The 18,519-nt window shown below is 73.0% G+C and carries 9 protein-coding genes; 4 read left to right on the forward strand and 5 right to left on the reverse strand.

Annotated elements, in window-relative coordinates:
• Window positions 1–46 precede the first annotated feature (46 nt).
• The 3 genes from AB0I22_RS13800 to AB0I22_RS13810 all read right to left on the reverse strand — a co-directional run bounded on the left by AB0I22_RS13800 (window position 47) and on the right by AB0I22_RS13810 (window position 3,305).
• A complete protein-coding gene (locus AB0I22_RS13800) occupies window positions 47–1,252 on the reverse strand; it encodes an ATP-binding protein (protein WP_363130955.1) in 1,206 nt (401 codons plus the stop codon).
• A 55-nt stretch (window positions 1,253–1,307) separates the two neighbouring features.
• Complete coding sequence (locus AB0I22_RS13805; RefSeq protein WP_363130956.1) at window positions 1,308–1,700, reverse strand: cell division protein SepF; 393 nt, start codon at window positions 1,698–1,700, stop codon at window positions 1,308–1,310.
• 498 nt (window positions 1,701–2,198) lie between these two features.
• Window positions 2,199–3,305, reverse strand: coding sequence for an SMP-30/gluconolactonase/LRE family protein (locus AB0I22_RS13810; protein ID WP_363130957.1), 1,107 nt, complete (start codon window positions 3,303–3,305; stop codon window positions 2,199–2,201).
• 568 nt (window positions 3,306–3,873) lie between these two features.
• Between AB0I22_RS13810 and AB0I22_RS13815 the strand changes: the two genes are divergently transcribed.
• Window positions 3,874–5,382 (forward strand): ornithine decarboxylase, encoded by a 1,509-nt coding sequence (locus AB0I22_RS13815; RefSeq protein ID WP_363130958.1) that lies wholly within the window; start codon window positions 3,874–3,876, stop codon window positions 5,380–5,382.
• A 129-nt stretch (window positions 5,383–5,511) separates the two neighbouring features.
• Here AB0I22_RS13815 and AB0I22_RS13820 read toward each other — a convergent pair whose 3' ends face one another.
• On the reverse strand, window positions 5,512–6,213 hold the full coding sequence (locus AB0I22_RS13820) for a metal-dependent hydrolase (protein ID WP_363130959.1): 702 nt from the start codon (window positions 6,211–6,213) through the stop codon (window positions 5,512–5,514).
• An 839-nt stretch (window positions 6,214–7,052) separates the two neighbouring features.
• Between AB0I22_RS13820 and AB0I22_RS13825 the strand changes: the two genes are divergently transcribed.
• Together AB0I22_RS13825 and AB0I22_RS13830 are read left to right on the forward strand one after the other, a co-directional pair.
• Window positions 7,053–8,153, forward strand: coding sequence for an ATP-binding protein (locus AB0I22_RS13825; protein ID WP_363130960.1), 1,101 nt, complete (start codon window positions 7,053–7,055; stop codon window positions 8,151–8,153).
• Window positions 8,154–8,225: 72 nt separating this feature from the next.
• A complete protein-coding gene (locus AB0I22_RS13830) occupies window positions 8,226–9,665 on the forward strand; it encodes a hypothetical protein (RefSeq protein WP_363130961.1) in 1,440 nt (479 codons plus the stop codon).
• Here the strand turns inward: AB0I22_RS13830 and AB0I22_RS13835 are convergent.
• Entirely contained in the window at window positions 9,632–10,318 is a 687-nt protein-coding gene (locus AB0I22_RS13835; protein WP_363130962.1) for a response regulator transcription factor, read from the reverse strand. The two genes, AB0I22_RS13830 and AB0I22_RS13835, sit on opposite strands and share 34 nt — an antisense overlap.
• A 671-nt stretch (window positions 10,319–10,989) precedes the next feature.
• Between AB0I22_RS13835 and AB0I22_RS13840 the strand changes: the two genes are divergently transcribed.
• Entirely contained in the window at window positions 10,990–18,084 is a 7,095-nt protein-coding gene (locus tag AB0I22_RS13840) for an SDR family NAD(P)-dependent oxidoreductase (RefSeq protein ID WP_363130963.1), read from the forward strand.
• Window positions 18,085–18,519: the final 435 nt, after the last annotated feature.

Here is an 18,519-nt window from a genome sequence, read left to right on the forward strand (position 1 = left end):
CGTCGCAGAGCCGTCGTACCGCGCGGAGCCGTTGTGCAGTGCGGGATCAGGGGTTTCGGTCACGCCCCAGGTCTACCACCGTCACCTCCCCGCCCCACCCGGCCCCCGCCTCCCCCACCCCGAGAGCCTCGGCCGACCCCACCGTTCCCACCAGCCTGATATGCCCCCGCGCGCACATCCGCACCGCGAGCGCCAGCAGCTCGCGCGCCTGCCGCCGGTCGAGACACCGGTCGAAGCCGTCCAGCAGCAGGGTCAGCGACTGCCGGGCCGCTGGCACTTCCGCCGCCCGTTCCATGGCCAGCACCCCGGGGCCGGTCAGCAGGACGAGCGCGAGCGCCAGGTAGCGCAGTTCGCCGTCGCCCAGCCGCTCCACCGGCATCCCGTCGCCGTCCGGCGCCGACGCCAGTACGGCCCGTACGAGACCGCCCTCCGTCTCCCGCGCGGTCAGCCCGTCCACCGCGGCCCCCCGGCACCCCGCCCGTACCGCCGCGACCAGGGCCGTGTGCCGGATGGCGCACTCCGTGCTCGTACGCCCCAGCACCGCGGCAACGTTGTCGCAACCGCTCCGCAGCAGCACGTCCCGCGCCTGCGCCGGGGACCGCATCAGCTCCGGCCGCGGGTCGCAGGCGAAGACGGAGCGCAGCGCGACGACGACTTGTTCCGCGGCCTGGAGCACGAGCCGCTGGCCCGCGGTCTTGCCCGCGACCCGCAGCGGCAGCAGGGCCGTGCCGAGCAGGTCGTCGGGGAGCGGGGCGCGGGTGACGGGCACGGCGCCGGCGGTGTGCCAGGCCGCCTGGACGCTGCGCCGCTCGGGGTCGCGCAGCGCGCTGGACAGCAGTGTGCAGCCCGCGCCGGTGAGCCGCTCGCCGACCAGGCGCAGTTCGGGCTCGGTCTGTACGGCCAGGTCGAGGCGGATCTCGCCGGCCGGCCCGTCGATCGTGCAGCCGATGCGGAAGCCGCGCCGTCCTTGCGCGTCCGGTCTGGCGTGGTGCGGCACGCACGCGGCACTGCCGCCGGCCACCGGGGCCAGGGCGGCGTCGAGGGGCTCACCGCCGGCGAGCCGGGCGAGCGCCTCGTACGCCTGGAGGACGGTGGATTTGCCGCTGCCGCTCGCGCCCGTGAAGAGGGTGAGCGGGCCGAGCGGGAAGGCCGCTCTGCGGTGTGTTTTGAAGGCGGGGAGCCTGATTTCGGTGACGGTGGGGCGAGCGGTCGGGCGAACTGTGGCGGCCGGTCCGGCGCAGCGTGCGTCCATGTCCGGACCGTATGCACCGGCCTGTGCGGCGAACCGTTTTAGCTGACCGCTCTTCCTACGATCGGGGTACGCCCGAACCGATCGCCGGTTCCTCGACCTCGGTGCCCACGGGGGCCAGCAGGAACACGTTCGCGTCGACCCGGTGCATGGCGCTGCCCAGGCCGAAGACGACCCCGCTGGAGAAGTCCAGGATCCGCTTGGCGACCTCGCTGTCGGCGACGCTGAGGTCGAGCAGGACCGGGATCTGGGCGATCAGGTACTCGGCGACCTCTCGGGCGTCGGCGAAGACCTGCACGCGGATGACGACGAACCGGCGCTGCTCCTCGTCGGGTTCCTCCTCGGGCAGCGCCCGGTGGTTGGGCCAGGAAGGCCATGCGTTGCGACTGCGCAGGGGGACGACCTCGGCCAGGCCCTCCCACTGCTCGTCGGTGGCGTCGCGACCGATCACCGGATCACCCCGTTGGGAAGTGTGCTGGCTATGTACATCCCGCAATCTTAAAGATGAACACACAATCTCTGCGCCGAATGACACGCATCCGGCCGCGTATGAGGGATCCCGTAGCAAAGCCGATACAAACCGGCTCTGCCGAACGGGCTGATGCGGGCATAGGCGCCTGTCCGGCGTCGTGAACAACCACAGAGACGGAGAGCCGGAGAAGAGGAGCGCTGGTGAGCCGAAGAAGCGGTCCGGCGAAGAAGTGGTGAAGCGGTGAAGCGACGGCGAGGAGGCTGAGAAGAGGCAGAGAAGGAGCGAAGAAGAGACGGGGAAGAGGCGAAGAAGGAGCGAAGAACGGGAGGGCGGAAGAGATGGAGGAGAGGGCGAGGAAGAGACGGAAGAGGTTGCCATCGGCTAATGCCACGGCTATTGCCATCCCATACGCCCCACGAACCCCACACAACCTCTTCGACTCCGCGTGAAAGCGGCCGATCCACCACCCCTACTCCACTACTCCACGCCGTCGCCAGAGACGCCCGGGCCACCAGAGACGCCAGGGGCGCCTGAAATGCCCGGGACACCAGGAGCGCCAGGAGCGCCAGGAGTACCAGGAACGTCAGGGATGCCAGGGACGGCCCCTGGCGCCGGCGGGAGGTCGAACGTGGCGATGCCCCCTTCCACGAGACTGCCCATCACCAGGCGCGACCCGTGCCGGCTGACGCTCGTGACCATCCGGTACGGGCTCCTGGCGTACCGCAGATCGCGGACGACGCCGCCGCCCGCGCCGACCGCCAGCACCCGTACCGTGCGGCTCGGCCGGGGCCGGACGCGCTTCGCCGCGTTCCACGCCGCCCGTCTGACGGCGGGGCCCCTACGGTGCAGCAGGCCCAGGCCCGGCAGGCGCGGCCCGGCGAGGGCGATCCAGAACAGGCCGTCGGCGTCGCGGGAGATGTTGTCGGGGAAGCCTGGCAGGCCGTCAGCGAGGGTGTCGTGCTGTCCGGCTCGGGGGCCGGACAGCCAGTAGCGGCCGACGCGGTACGCGCCGGTCTCCGCCACGGCGACGAAGGACTCGTCCAGGGCGAGCGCCACGCCGTTGGCGAACTGGAGCCCTTCCAGGAGCACTTCGGGTTCCCCGCCCGGGCGCAGGCGCAGCAGCAGGCCCGTGCCGATGTGCTCCAGGATGTCGCCGAGCCAGTCTTCGAGGCCGTAACGGCGGCTGGAGACCGTGAAGTAGACGGTGCCGTCCGCGGCTGCGGCGGCGTTGCTGCAGAAGCGCAGCGGTGCGCCCGCCGCCTCGTCCGCGAGGGTGACCACGGCCCCGGTATCCGGGTCCACCCGCAGCAGTCCGCGCTCCGCGTCGCATACGAGCAGCCCGCCGCCGGGTAGGGCCTCCAGGCCCAGCGGCCTGCCCCCGGTGCGCGCGACGACCTCCGGCCGGGCGTCCCCGGCCGCCTCCGGGAGCGCGAACCGCCAGATGCGCCCGTCGGCGGCGCCGGCCAGAATCCGGCCCGCGCCGTCCACGATCACGTCCTCGGGTCCCTCGATGCCGGGGGCGATGACGCGCGGTACGGGCAGTCGCTGCGGGCCCTTCGCCGGAGGTGGCGGCGGCTCCCCCACGGAAGGCCGCAGCTCCCCCACGGAAGGCCGCGACTCGTCCGCGTATGACCGTGACTCCTCCGCGTATGACCGTGACTCGTCGGCGTATGGCCGTGGCTCGTCCGCGTATGGCCGCGGCTCGCCTGCACAGGGCTGCGGCTGCGGCTCTCCCGCGAAAGGCCGCGACTCCCCCGCGGAAGACTGCGGCTCGCCTGCCCGAGGCGGCAGCGGTTCTCCCCTACGGGAAGGACGCCGTCGTGGCGTCCTCATGCCGGACCACGAGAAATAGTCATGCCGCCTCCAGTTAATCGCAGCCTGTCCCACCTGCGCTGATATCCGTTCGACGCGTTCGGCCTCTTCGCTCGTTCACCGGTCGGTGCCGGAGGAGTACCCATACGCTCACCGGTGACACCTGTTCCACTTCATCCGCCAATCAAGTGAACACCTGGCAGCAGCCACCACCGACGCATAACGACTTCTTGTCCTTTGCTCAGTAAGGAAGTTGATCGGCAATCAGTTGACCGGCGGTAATTCGCGGTGCACGTCCGAAAGGGATTGGGTCCGCGCGGTCTCGGGCAGTCGTCTGTCCATGGCTGTCGATGAAGTCGATCAAGTCGAGCACGTGGATCGCATCGATCACAATGAAGCGCCGGTACTCGACGCACTGGTCCGCTACCGCGAGTCGAAGGAACTGTCCTTCACCCCACCCGGTCACAAACAAGCGCGCGGAGCCGACCCGCGAGTGCGCGAAGTGCTCGGTGACGCGGTCTTCTACGGTGATCTGCTGGCGTCCGGCGGCCTCGACGACCGGCGCACCACCGGCCGCGTACTGGAACGGGCCGAGGCTCTGATGGCCGACGCCGTACGCGCCGAGCACACCTTCTTCTCCACCTGCGGCAGTTCCCTCTCCGTCAAGGCCGCGATGCTCTCGGTCGCCGGTCCGCACGAGAAGCTGCTGGTGGGCCGCGACGCGCACAAGTCGGTGGTGTCAGGACTGATCCTCTCCGGGGTACGGCCGGTGTGGGCGGACCCGTGCTGGGACGACGAACTGCACCTGGCGCACCCGCCGTCCGCGGCCGAGTTCGAGCGGGGCTTCGCCGAGCACCCGGACGCCATGGGCGCACTGGTCACGAGCCCCACCCCGTACGGCAGCTGCGCCGACCTCCCGGCCATCGCCGAGGTGTGCCACCGGCGCGGGCGGCCGCTCATCGTGGACGAGGCGTGGGGCGCACATCTGCCGTTCCATCCCGAGCTGCCGTCCTGGGCGATGGACGCCGGCGCGGACGTCTGCGTCACCAGCATCCACAAGATGGGCAGCGGGCTGGAGCAGGGTTCCGTCTTCCACCTCCGGGGCGGCCTGGTCGATCCCGCCGTCCTCGCCTCGCGGGCCGATCTGCTGGGCACCACCAGCCCCTCCGTCCTCCTCTACGCCGGAATGGACGGCTGGCGGCGGCAGATGGCGCTGGACGGGCACCGGCTGATGAGCCGCGCCCTGGACCTGGCCGCCGAGGCACGCGCGGCCATCGAGGACATCGAGGGGCTGCACGTCAACGACCGGGACGACTTCTGCGGGCCGGGGCTGGCCGCCGGGTTCGACCCCCTCCCCGTGGTGATCGACGTCCGGGGACTGGGGACCACGGGCTACCGGGCGGCGGACTGGCTCCGCGAGCACCATCGCATCGACGCGCACCTCGCCGACCACCGCAGGATCAGCGCCCAGATCACACACGCCGACGACGCGGCGACTACGGGCGCGCTGGTCGAGGCCCTGCGCGCCCTGGCCGGGCAGGCTCGGCGGCTGCGGCCGGCCCCCGTCATCGACGTCCCGCCGTCCGGCGACCTCCGGCTCGAACAGGCGTGTCTGCCTCGCGACGCGTTCTTCGGCCCCACCGAGGCCGTGCCGGTGGACGAGGCCGCCGGGCGGGTGGCCGCCGAGATGCTGACCCCGTACCCGCCCGGCATCCCCGCCGTGCTGCCCGGCGAGCGGCTGACGGACCCCGTACTGCGGTATCTGCGGACCGGCGTCGCGGGCGGCATGCACCTACCGGACGCGATGGACCCGACGCTGCGGTCCGTACGCGTACGGCCGGAGGACTGAAGGGCTGGGGGCTGAGGGGCCGGATGGGGCCTGAAGGGCTGAGGGGCCTGGAGAGCTGACGGGGCTGATGGAGCCGAGGGGCCAGAGACGCTCCGTCGCTCCGCCGAAGCTTCGAGCGCGCCTATGGCGTCAGCTGATGGAGTTCGGCGAAAGCGCCGTGAACCAGAGCAGGATGACGGTGGCCACGCCCATGATGGGGGTGAGTATCTCCGTCTCCAGCTTGTTGCCGCTGTGCTGGATCACCACGATCTCGTAGCGCTTCTTGTGCGGCCACAGCCACGGCGCGCCCATCTTCGTGATGGAGTCGCCCAGCAGGTGCGCCATGCAGCCCAGCCCGATGGCGTACGGCAGCCAGCCCGGCGCCGAGGGGATGAACTTGGCGAGCACCGCCGTACCCATCCCCGCCATCGCCACGATGGTGCCCCAGGCGGAGAAACCGTGCCCGGGCGGACAGAGGTTGAGTGCCCGTACGGCCAGCGCCAGCAGGAAGAAGGACATGCCGAGGGTGAACGGGCGGCCCAGGTAGGTCACCCCCGCCCAACTCCCGAGGGTCATGAAGGCCACGAAGAACAGCGAGTGCGTGGCGTGCCGGTGGCCGCCGGAGATCCAGGCGACGAAGCGGCACAGCGTCTTGGAGACCGGGCCGAGGAAGTTGGCGATGGTCCCGTCGTGGTGGTCCAGGTCGGGCAGCAGCGCGGCACCGGCGCAGAGCACGGTGCCCATCAGTATTTCCTGCGGCGAGAGGTGAGTGTGCATCACCAGGGGCGGCAGGTACGACGCGGTGCCCGCGAAGATCAGCGCACCGCTCATGGCGTGCGAATGGCCCATCATCGCGCGTTCGTTCCTTCCCGCCCCGGCGGCACGATCCTGACGTGCCCTCACTTTCGGCAGAGACGCTATCAGCCTGATCAGAGCGGGTCCGCGAAGGGTGCGCAGGGTGCGAGGACTGCGGGCCATACGCTCAGGGCCCGCCGGGCAGGGGCGCTGCCCGCCCCCGAAACCATCCGGCCGGGTACCCCTGCCCACCCCCGTGGGGCAGGAGACCCGGCGGTCCCGGCGATCCGATGCCCCGGCGTCCCGGGCGGGACGTCCAGCGCCCCGGCGATCCGATGTCACGGGCGGTAGGTCAGGTCCGGCGTCTCTGCCGGGCCGCCGCAACACCTTGGCCGGAGCGCCTTGGTTCGTAGCCGTAGCGCCTTGGCTCAGAGTCGTAGTCCTTCGGCCCGGGACCCGCGGCACCACGGGCCCGGAGCACCGGTCGGTGTCCTTGGCCGGTCGGCGCCCCGGGCCGGGCGGTGAGGACGTCCCGGCGATGTACGGGCCCGTCCCGGCAAGGTGCCGGAGCGGCCCGCACGCTGACCTGACAGACGCTATCGTCGGCGCCCGCGGACGTGTGACGGTCAATCGACCGACAATCGATGGCGGATCCCGGCGAGCGGGGGCGCGGCGTGACACTCGAACCAGGTAGACCAGATCGATCGGATCGATCGGATACACCGAACAGATCTGACGGACCGGATGGAACCCCTGATGAATCACCCAGCGGCTTAATCGAGGCTCACGGGCTCCACGAGCCTGGGGCACCGCCCCTGTGGTCCGGAACGCCCACCTCACCCTCCATAAGCGGCCCCGGCGATACCATCGGCCCCGGCCCCGCCGAGCGGGAGTTCGTGAGCTTCGGACGTCGGTACGCGCACCGCATCCGCGCGGTCGTGGTGGGCTCCTGCGCGCTGCTCGCCCCGCCTGCGATGCCGGTGGACGCGATGCCTGCGGCCGTGGCCGTCGCGGCCGGGATGCTCGCGTGGAGCGCCGTGCACTACCGGTTCGGCACAACCGGGCGGCGGCCCCGGCTGCTGCTCGCCGCCGACCTGACGGTGATGACCGGGCTCTGCCTCGGCCAGGCGCTGTCCGTTCCCGCGGCGCAGACGCTGCACGGAAGCACCTGGGTGCTGGTGGCGGTCAGCATCGTGGCGGTGTCGTACCAGCTGGTGTACCCGGCGCCGCTCGCACTCGCGCTGGCGCTGTATCTCGCCGCCGCCGATCTGGCCGGGGCGATGCTGGACCGGCCGGAGGGCTGGGCGTACGCGCTGCCCAATGTGGGGTGGCTGCTGATCCAGTCGTCGCTCGCCCAGGGGCTGTACCGGCTCGTCCTGCGCAGCAGCCGCACCGCCGACGCGGCGGCCGCGCGGACCGCCGCGGCCCGGCGCGGTCACGAGGTCGCCCAGGCGCAGCGCTCGGCGGAGCGCGAGTACCTGGCGACGCTGCACGACACGGCGTGCGCGACGCTGCTGATGGTCGCGGTGCGCGGCTCGTCGATCCCCGGCGATGTGGTGCGGCGTCAGGCGGCCGAGGATTTAAGGAAGTTGGCTGCCGAGCGGGTGACGACCGGGGAGTCGGAGGTGGCCGAGGAGCTGCGGGAGGAGATCTCCGGAAATCCGCTGCGGGTACGCACGGAGTTCGCGGGCGGGCTCGGGCGCGCCTGGCACCCGGCGGTCGTGGCGCTGCGCGGCGGCGTGGCCGAGGCGCTGCGCAATGTGGCGCTGCACTCGGGCGTCGACCATGCCACGGTACGGGCGGAGCGCGCGGGCGAGCGGGTCACCGTGACGGTCAGCGACGACGGCGCCGGGTTCGATGTGGCGCTCGTACCCGCTCACTGCCGCGGGCTGGCCTGGTCGGTGGTCGAGCGCATGACCGCCGTCGGCGGACGGGCGAGCGTCGACTCCACGCTGGGCCGGGGCACGACCGTACGGTTGGAGTGGCCGTATGTCTGAGGCACCGCACACCCGGCCGGGCCGCTACCGGAGTGGCCGTACGCGCGAACCGCTGACGGAGTGGATGGTCTCGTGTCCGAGGCGCTGACGGAACGGATCGCCGATGACATGCGCGGCGGGCTGCGCGTCGCGGGCCTGGTCATCCTCGCCGCCGTCCACTTCGGGCTGGCGCTGCCCGCCCTGCTGACCAATCTCGGCCACTACCGGCAGCCCTGGATCCAGTTCGTCGCCTTCGGCGTGCTCACACTGGTGATGGCGGTGGACCTGCTGCTCGGCGCGCGGGGCCGGGACCAGTCACAGGACCGGACCCGTTCGCGGGAGCGGACCGAGTCGCAGGACCGGCCCCCTTCTCAGTACCGGACCGAGTCGCAGGACGGGTCCCAGTCGCCGGACCGGACCGAGTCACAGGGCCAGGCCCGAACCCGGGACCGGGACCGGACCCGATCGCGGCGCTGGGCCGTCGCCGGGCTCGGCTGCGCGCTGGCCGCGGCGGCCGTCGCCACCGCACAGCTACCCGCCGCGTACTTTCTCGCCACCCCGCACTGGTCGTTCCTGGAGATCGGATGGTTCGGGGTCCTGCTGCTGTACGGCGAGCGGCTGCGGTGGACGCTGCTGTTCATCGGCTGCTGCGTGGCGCTCACGCTCGCGCAGTTGCTGTCGGCGGGCGCGCCGTCGCGTCAGGCGGCGGCGGGGATGGCGGTCAGCGCCATGGTCATCTGCGCGTTCCAGGTGGCCGCCGCGGTCATGGCGGGGCTGCTGCGAGGGTGCGCGGCGGCGGCGAGCGCGACCGCGCGGGAGCAGGAGCGGGTACGTACCGAGGCCGAGGTGTCCGCCCGGATCCACACGGACCAGCGGGCGCGCTACGAGGATCTGCGCCGTTCCGTGCTGCCGCTGCTGGCCGGGCTGGCCGGCGGGGAGCTGGACCCGGCGGACGAGCGGGTGCGCCGCCGGTGCGCCTTCGAGGCCGCGCGGCTGCGGCGGCTGTTCGCGGAGCGGGACCAGGCCGCCGACCCGCTGGTGCACGAGCTGCGGGCGTGCATCGGGGTCGCGGAGCGCAACGGCGTGGACGTACAGCTCGCCGTGCGGGGCACGCCCGCGCCGGTGCCGCGGCAGTTGCGGCGCGCCCTGACCGAACCCGTACTCGCCGCCCTCACGACGGCCGAGCACGCCGCCCGCGCGACCGTGGTGCGCGGCGGCGGGCGGGTGCGCGTCAGTGTCGTCACCGACGCCCCGCGTACGGACATCCCGGCCTCGGGCGAACCGGGCGTCCAGGTGCGTACGGTGCAGAGCGAGGGGCGGCTGTGGGTCGAGGCGGTGTGCGCCGTACCGGGCGGCGCCGAGGCCGACCCTGCCCGTACGGCCGACGCTTCCCGTGCGGCCGGCCCTGCCCACGCGACCGACGCTTCCCGGACGGCCGGTGGAGCCGGGGCCGTCGGGGCCGGTACCGGCTCCGCTTCCCCCAACCCCCTCCCACCCGGTCACAGTTCGTCGAGCGACACCCAGCCGTCCTGAATGGCGCGGGCGACGAGGTTCGCCTTGGTCGGCGCCGGCCGGCCCGCGTTGGCGTACTTGATCCGCACCCGGTCGAGGTAGGTGTTGACCGTACGCACCGAGATCCCGAGGCTGAGCCCCACCATGGCCTTGGACTCCGACTGGAACCACTCCAGCAGTACCTCCACCTCCCGCGGGGCCAGCGAGGGCCGCCCGAGCCGGACGTCACTGCCGAAGGCTCCGGCCAGGGCCGGGGGCGTATAGGGGCGGCAGTCGGCGGCGGCGAGCGTGGCCGCCACGAGGTGGTCCTCCCCCTCGGCCTTCGTCAGGAAGGTGAACGCCCCCAGATCCAGGCAGGTCAGCGCGGCGTCCTGGCTCTCCTGCATGGTGTAGACGACCACCTGCCGCTCCATCGCGACGAGTTGCTTCAGCTCGGGGTAGACGGGGGCGCCGCGTGAGAGCTGGAGGTCGAGGACCACGACGTCGGCGGTACTCCCCGCACCGGCCAGGGCGAGTGCGATGTCGGGGCCTTTCGCCACCACGGTGATCGGCCGTTCGGAGGCGGCGTACCAGGACTCGATGCCCGCGAGCACGACGGGGTGGTCGTCGATGAGCGCGACGGTCACCGGCGCGGTCGCTTCAGCCGTGCGAGCTGTACGAGCTGTACGAGCCATACGAACTGCCCTCCCGCTGCGCCCCTCCCGGCCCCCGAGCGGCCACCGTACCGATGCAGGCCGGGTCGCGGACCGGGCCTGTACGGGTTGTTCCGGTTCGGTTCCGGACCAGCCCCGGACCGGCGCCGAGTTCAGGTTGCGAGTCCAGGACCCGAGTTCAGATGCCGGACCGATCCAGCGTCGGGTTCCGGACTCCCCGTGCAATCGGGTTCCGGTCTCCCTGTGCGCTCAGGTTCCGAACTGACTAACCATCAGGCATTCTACTGACGCACCATCAGGTTCCGGACCGCCCCCGAGGCGGCTCCGCCACCTCCCCGAAAGCGCCACCGACGCCACCCCCTGCACGACAGCAAGCCGCCGACCCGGCACCGACCCGCCACCGAAACCCCCACAGCCCGACTGTGATCTGCCCCACAATCGGCGTCCCGCCGATAGGCACACAGTTATGTGAGCATGACAATTTCATCTCTATTGCGTTACTCGGGGATGGCGGGCGCGAGAAGCCGCGACCCGTTGGGCCACTAGGGGCGAAATGCCCGGCAGTCAGCACGTCGCACATGATCGACGGAGAGTAATCAGCTGTAGGAAGTGGACAGTTGACCTCTCGGAAAACCGTCCCGTCTACTACGCACCATCAGCTGGTCGACCGATCTCGCAGTCGGGGAGAACCCATGAGGATGCCGGGCCCAAGACCGTCCAACGCGACCTCCGCGACGCCCGATTCCGCTCAGCCAGCACCCGAGCGCGGCCACTCCTCCTCCGAGCCTCCGCGGTCTCCTTCCGATTCATGGCCGGGTCCGGTCATCGCGGTCAACCCCGTCCACCGGCCGTCGCCCAGGCTCACCGCCGCCGCCTGCGCGGCGGGCGCTCTGGGCGTACTCGAACTGCCCACCGGCGACTCCGGAAAGGCCGCCGAACTCCTCGCCCGTACCGACCACTGGTCGACCAGGCCCTTCGGCGTACGCATAAGGCCCAACTGCTCCACCTCGAACGATGAGTTGCCGAGCCGCGCGACGTTCGTACTGCTCGCCGACCCGGACCGCCGCCCCGAGGAGTTCACCGGCCGGCAAGTCCTGGCCGAGGTCACCGACCTCGCCGAGGCCGTACGGGCCGTCGAGGCCGGAGCCTGCGGGCTCATTGCACGCGGAGCGGAATGCGGCGGCAGAGTAGGCGAGTTGAGTACGTTCGTACTGCTCCAGCAGCTCCTCAGCGCCCCTCGGATCGACATCCCCGTCTGGGCCTGGGGCGGCATCGGCGCACATACCGCCGCTGCCGCAGTGGCCGGCGGCGCGGCGGGCGTCGTGCTCGACACTCAACTCGCCTTGCTGGACGAGGCGGAGCTGCCGCTGGAGATCGTCGATGCCCTCAGCGGGCTCGACGGGTCGGAGACCGTACTGCACCACGGCAGCCGCGTCCTACTGCGACGCGGCCCCGGGACACCTCAACTACCTGCCACTCGGTCGGAGTTCGAGGACTTGATCGGTGGGGATGACCTGCGGACCCAGTTCCTTCCCGTCGGGCAGGACGCCTTCCTCACCGCTTCCTTCGCCCGCCGATGGACCACGGTCACCGAAGTCGTACGCGGCGTCCGGGCCGCGATCGTCGACGCCGTCGAGGATGACGCCCCCGCCGCCGCCCTCGGCCCCCACTCCCCCGGCGCGCGGGCACTCGGCACCCGACTGCCCATCGTTCAGGGCCCTATGACCCGGGTCAGCGACCGCCCCGAGTTCGCCGCCGCCGTCGCGGCGGGCGGCGCGCTGCCGTTCCTCGCGTTGGCGCTCAGCGACGCCGAGCAGACCAGGACGATGCTGGAGCGCACCCGCGACGCGGTCGACGACGCGCCCTGGGGCGTCGGCGTCCTCGGGTTCGCCGACGAGGAGATCCGGGCCGCGCAGTTGGAGGTCGTACGGCGGCTGCGGCCGACCCACGCGATCATCGCCGGCGGCCGGCCCGCGCAGGCCGCCGACCTGGAGGCGGCGGGCATCGCCGCCTTTCTGCACGTACCGTCGCCGGGGCTGCTGCGGCAGTTCCTCGCGGCCGGTGCGCGCCGGTTCGTCTTCGAGGGCGCCGAGTGCGGCGGGCACGTCGGCCCGCGCAACAGCTTCCCGCTCTGGGAGGCCCAGATCGGGGTCCTGCTCGACTTCGTGACGGCGACGGCATCCACCGGAGCGGCCGCCCCCGCGCGCATCACCGTCCTGTTCGCCGGAGGCATCCACGACGAGCGCTCGGCCGCGATGGTCGCCGCTCTCGCCGCGCCGCTGACCCTCGCGGGCGTCGCGTTCGGCCTGCTCATGGGCACCGCCTACCTGTTCACGGAGGAAGCGGTACGGGCCGGGGCCGTCCAGCCGCTGTTCCAGCGGCGGGTCCTCGCCGCCGAGCGGACCGACCTGCTGGAGACCGCGCCCGGCCACGCCACCCGCTGCGCGCACAGCGCGTTCACCGCGGACTTCGCCGCCCTCAAGGGCGAGCTGCGCGAGCGGGGCGTGCCCGACCGCGAGCGGTGGGCGCGGCTCGAAGAGTTCAACGTCGGCAGGTTGCGGCTGGCCAGCAAGGGCATCGAACGCGTCGGCGCGGAGCTGCGCCCCGTGGACGAGGGTCGGCAGGGCGCCGAGGGCATGTTCATGGCCGGCGAGGTGTGCGTGCTGCGCGACGAGGTCACCACCGTCGCCGCCCTCCACCGGTCGGTGGGCGACGGAGCCGTCGAGTGGCTGCGGGCCCGGAATGAAGCGGTCCGCGACGCCTTGGGCCTCGCCCCGGAGGCCGCCGAACGGCCCGCTCCCGAACCGCTGCGCATCGCCGTCGTGGGCATGGCGGGCATGTTCCCCGGCGCCCCCGACACGGCCGCGTTCTGGGCCAATGTGCTGGCCGGCAAGGACTGTGTGACCGAGGTGCCGGCCGAGCGCTGGGACCCCGAGCGGTACTACGCGCCCGACGGCGACGGCGAGCGCACGCCGTCGCGGTGGGGCGGGTTCCTGCCCGAGATCCCCTTCGACCCGCTGCGCTTCGGCATCCCGCCCGCCTCTCTGAGCAGCATCGAACCGGTGCAGTTGCTCGCGCTGGAGGCCGCCCGGCGCGCCCTCGCGGACGCGGGTCAGACGGAGCGTGATCACGCCCGTACGTCGGTGGTGTTCGGGGCCGAGGCGGGCAGCGACCTCGCCAACGCGAGCACCCTGCGCACGGTCCTGCCCGCGTACGTCGGCGAACTCCCCGCCGCCCTCGACGGCCAACTGCCGCGCCTCACCGAGGACTCGTTCCCCGGCATGCTCGCCAACGTCATCGCGGGCCGGATCGCCAACCGCCTCGACCTCGGCGGCGCCAACTACACCGTCGACGCGGCCTGCGCCTCCTCGCTCACCGCCGTCGACGTGGCGTGCAAGGAACTGACCTCCGGGACCAGCGACTTGGTGCTGTGCGGCGGCGCGGACCTGCACAACGGCATCAACGACTATCTGCTCTTCTCCTCCGTGCACGCCCTCTCGCCCACCGGCCGCTCGGCGACCTTCGACCGGTCGGCCGACGGGATCGCGCTCGGCGAGGGCGTCGGCTGCGTGGTGCTCAAGCGGCTGGCCGACGCCGAACGCGACGGGGACCGCGTCTACGCCGTCATCGACGGAGTCGGCAGCGCCAGCGACGGCCGCGCGCTCGGCCTGACCGCGCCACGCCCCGAGGGCCAGCACGCCGCCCTGACCCGCGCCTACCGCAACGCCGGAGTCTCGCCCGCGCAGGTCGGCCTCATCGAGGCGCACGGCACGGGCACGGTCGTCGGCGACCGTGCCGAACTGGCCACGCTCACCGAGGTGTTCACCGCAGCCGGGGCCGCTCCGGGCAGCTGCGCCATCGGCTCGGTGAAGTCGCAGATCGGCCACACCAAGTGCGCGGCGGGGCTGGCCGGGCTCATCAAGACGGCCCTGTCGCTGTACCACGGGGTACGGCCGCCGACCCTGCACCTACGGCAGCCGAACCCGGCCTGGGACGCCGACCGCAGCCCGTTCGTCTTCCACACCGAGGCCCGGCCCTGGCCCGCGGAACCGGCCGAGCGGATCGCCGGGGTGAGCGCCTTCGGCTTCGGCGGCACCAACTTCCACGTCGTTCTACGCGCGTACGCCCAGGCCACGGCCGCCCACGCGCTCGACGAGTGGCCGGCCGAGCTGTTCACCTTCCGCGGCAAGGACGACGCCGCCGCCCGGCGGGGCGCCCGTACGCTGCTCGGCCTGGTCGAACGCGGCGAAACGTGGCGGTTGCGTGACTACGCGCGTAGCGCCGCCCGGCGCAGCGATTCGGCCGCCGCGCGCGGCGAACCGGTGCGGATCGCGCTGCTGGCCGACAGCGTGCCGCACCTGACCCAGCTGCTGCACGGGGCCGCGGAGGGGGCGGACGATCCGGGGGCGGGGCTCTTCACTGCGGGGGCTGGGGGCGACTCTGCCGGATCAACCGCTGACGGTTCGGATCAAGGGGATGCCGAGGAAAGCAAGTTGGCGTTCCTCTTCCCTGGGCAGGGCAGTCAGCGCCCCGGCATGCTCGCGGACCTCTTCGTCGCCTTCCCCGAACTGCACGGCTGCCTGCGGCTCGGCTCCCGCTGGGCGGACGCCATCCACCCGCCCGCCGCCTTCGACGAAGCGACCACGGCCGGTCAGCTCGCCCGGCTCACCGACACCGCCGTCGCGCAGCCCGCGCTCGGCATCACCGGGCTCGCCGCCGCCGAACTCCTCGCCACCGTGGGCGTACGCCCGGACATGACCGCAGGTCACAGCTACGGCGAACTCGTCGCACTCGCGGTCGCCGGGGCGCTGACGCCCGAAGACCTGCTCACCGCGAGCGCCGCACGCGCCGAAGCCATCCTCTCCAGGGTCAGGGGCGGGGGCGAGGGCCGGGATGAGGACCCCGGCACCATGGCGGCCGTCACGGCGTCGGCCGCGCAGGTCGACGAGGTGCTCAAACTCTCCGGTCTCGCGGGAGAAGTCGTCACCGCGAACCACAACTCTCCCCGGCAGACCGTGATTTCTGGCCCGACTGCGGCAGTTGACGCGGCGATCGGCCACCTGCGGGACGCGGGGCTCGCGGCGAAGCGGCTCCAGGTGGCCTGCGCGTTCCACAGCCCGCTGTTGGCCGGTGCGGGCGAGGTATTCGCCCGCACGTTGGAGACGCTGACCGTACGCCCGCCGTCCGTTCAGGTGTGGGCCAACAGCACGGCCGCCGCGTACCCGGCCGACCCGGACGCCGTACGGGCCGGACTCGCCGAGCAGCTCGGCGCGCCCGTCCGGTTCGCCGAGGAAATCGAGGCCATGTACGCGGCCGGGGCCCGGGTCTTCGCCGAGGTCGGCCCCGGCCGGGTGCTGACCCGCCTGGTCTCCGCCGTACTCGGCGACCGCCCGCACCGCACGGTCCCGCTGGACGGCGGCGGACGGCGCGGCGGGCTCTACGGCTTCCTCGCCGCCGTCGCCCAACTCGCCGTAGCCGGAGCCGATGTGCGCACCGGGCGGCTGTTCCAAGGACGCGACGCCGTGGACGCGGAGACCGGCACCGCGCCCTCCGCCGCCGGCTGGACCGTGAACGGTCAGCTCGCCCGCCGCGCCGACGGCACCCTCCTGCCCAACGCCCTCCACCCCGCCCGCCCCCTCACGGAGCTGATCGTGCCGGAGAACCCCGCCCAGGACGGCGCCCCGCCGTCCGGTCCGGATGCCCTGATCGCCGAATTCCTGCGCAGCAGCCGGGAGATGGTCGCTGCGCAGCGCGATGTGCTGCTGCGCTATCTGGGAGGCGGAGGCACGGAACCCGCGCCGCCCGCCCTGACGGCTCCAGTCACGGCCTCGACTGTGGCGTACGAGCCGGCCGCCAGGCCGCTCGGCGCACCGGCCCTCGGGCTTGGCCCCGGCCTGGAGCCCGTGGCGGAGGCCGCACCCTCGGAGACGCACGCGCCCGCTGGCGTCGCCGCCGACCGGAGCACCGTGCTCGCATCGGTGCTGGCAGTCGTCGCGGAGCGCACCGGCTACCCGGTCGACATGATCGAACCGGAGCTGGACCTGGAGGCCGACCTCAGCGTCGACTCCATCAAGAGGACTGAAATAGCCGGGGAGTTGGCGACTCGCCTCGGCCTGCCCCTGGGCGACGGTACGGAGCTCGACGAGCTCAGCTCGGCGCGTACGGCGGCGGCCATCGCCGGTCTGTTCCTGGCCAGGCTCGACGGCCCGGAGGCCGGAACGCCGCAAGGAGCCGAACCGGCCGCAACCACTGAGGAGCCCCTGGAAGCCTCCGTACTCCCCCCGCAGCGCCTGGAGTTCACCGAAGTCAACCTCCCGCCGGTCACCGCCCCGATCGCCCCCGGCGGCACCGTGGCACTGCTGGGCGACGGTCCTCTCGCGCGGCTCCTGGCCGAACAGCTACGGGCCGCCGGTGCGCACCCCGAGATCGTGCCCATCGTCTCCGGTGACCGGCTCCCGGAACGGCTCGGCGGTGACACCGTCGTCTACCTGCACGCTTTCGAGGCGCCCGACACCTCGCTCCCCGACGCGTTCCCGCTGTTCAAGGCGGCCCTGGCGGACAGCGGCCTGCGGCGGCTGCTCGCCGTCGAGCGCCGGGACGAGGGCACGGTGCGCGGCCTGCGGGGCTTCTTCCGCAGTCTCGCCCGCGAGTACGAGGACGTCGCCGTGACGCTCGTAGAGGTCGGAGCGGACGACAGTCCGGAGGCGGTGGCCGGAGCGGTCGTCACGGAACTCGCCTCCGCCGGAGCCACTACGGGAGCCGCCACCGGTCCCACCACCGTTTCCGCCGCCGAATCGGCCGTGGAACGGACGCCGGTCGTGGTCCTGGCCGACGGCGGGCGGCGGCGCACGCTGCGCCCGACGCCCACCGGCCTCGGCACGCTCGCCGCCACCGGCGCGGGGCCGGCGGGCGGCGGCGTCGCGGAGGCTGCCGCCGCCGGGCTCGACCGCGATTCGGTGGTCCTGCTCGCCGGTGGCGCGCGGGGCATCACGGCGCGCTTCGCCCGCGCGCTCGCGGCGGCGAGCCGGTGCCGGATCGAGTTGCTGGGCCGCACCCCGGCGCCCGCCGAGGCCGAGGACCCGAAGACGGCGGGGATCGTCGGCCGGGATGAGCTGCGGGCCGCGTTCATCGCCGCCGGGGCGGGCTCGCCCGCCGGGATCGAGCGGGCCTGCGCGGCCGTACTCGCCGAGCGGGAGGTCCGAGCCACCATCTCTGACCTGCGGGAACTCGGCAGCTCGGTGGGCTACCGCTCGATCGACGTGCGCGACGAGGAGGCGGTGCGCGCCGCCGTCAAGGACATCCACGCCGAACACGGCAGGCTCGACGGGATCGTGTACGCGGCGGGGGTCGTCGAGGACCGGCTGATCGCCGAGAAGTCGGCCGAGTCCTTCCGTCGGGTGTTCGCCACGAAGGTCGACGGCGCGCGCGTACTGCTCGACGCGGCCGGCGCGCTGACCGACGAGCCGCGGTTCGCGGTGCTGTTCGGCAGCATCGCCGCCGCCCTCGGCAACCGCGGCCAGTGCGACTACGCGGCGGCGAACGACGCGCTGGAGGAACTCGGCCGCCGCTGGTCGGCCCCCGGCCGCCGGGGCCTGACGGTGCACTGGGGGCCCTGGGCCGCGGCGGAGAGCGGCGGCGGCATGGTGACGCCCGAGCTGATGCGCTCGTACGCCGCCCGCGGCATCAAACTCATCGACCCCGAGGAAGGCCCGCTCAGCCTGCTGCGCGAACTGGCCTGGGGCGCGCCCACAGTGCACTCGGTCCTCTACACGGCGTCGGGATGGTGACCGGCGGGGGCGAGGGCGGGTCGGTGACCGGCGGGGGCGAGGACGAGTCGGTGACCGGCGGGGGCGAGGACGCGACCGGCGGAGCCGGGGCGGTGGCCGCCGGGTCCGCGACCGCCAGGGTCGGAGCGGTGCCCGGCGGAGCCGAGTCGGCGACCAACGGAGCCCGTACGGCTGCCGACGGGCCCCGTACCACGACCGAGGCCGACCGTGCGGCGATCAACTCGGCCAGGTCGGTAGCCGGCGGAGCCAGGACCGCGACCAGCGGGGCCGGAGCGGTGACCGCCAGATCCGCGAAAGCCGGGCCCGGGTCGGCGACCGGAGGGGTTGGGGCGGTGGACGCCAGGTCCGAGGCAGCCAAGTCCAAGGCAGCGGCCGCCAGGTCCACGACCGCCGAGGCCGGAGCGGTGACCAGCGGAGTCGGGGCGGTGGCCGCCG

The sequence above is a fragment of the Streptomyces sp. NPDC050610 genome, assembly GCF_040654875.1.
In the GTDB taxonomy this organism is placed as follows: Bacteria; Actinomycetota; Actinomycetes; order Streptomycetales; family Streptomycetaceae; genus Streptomyces.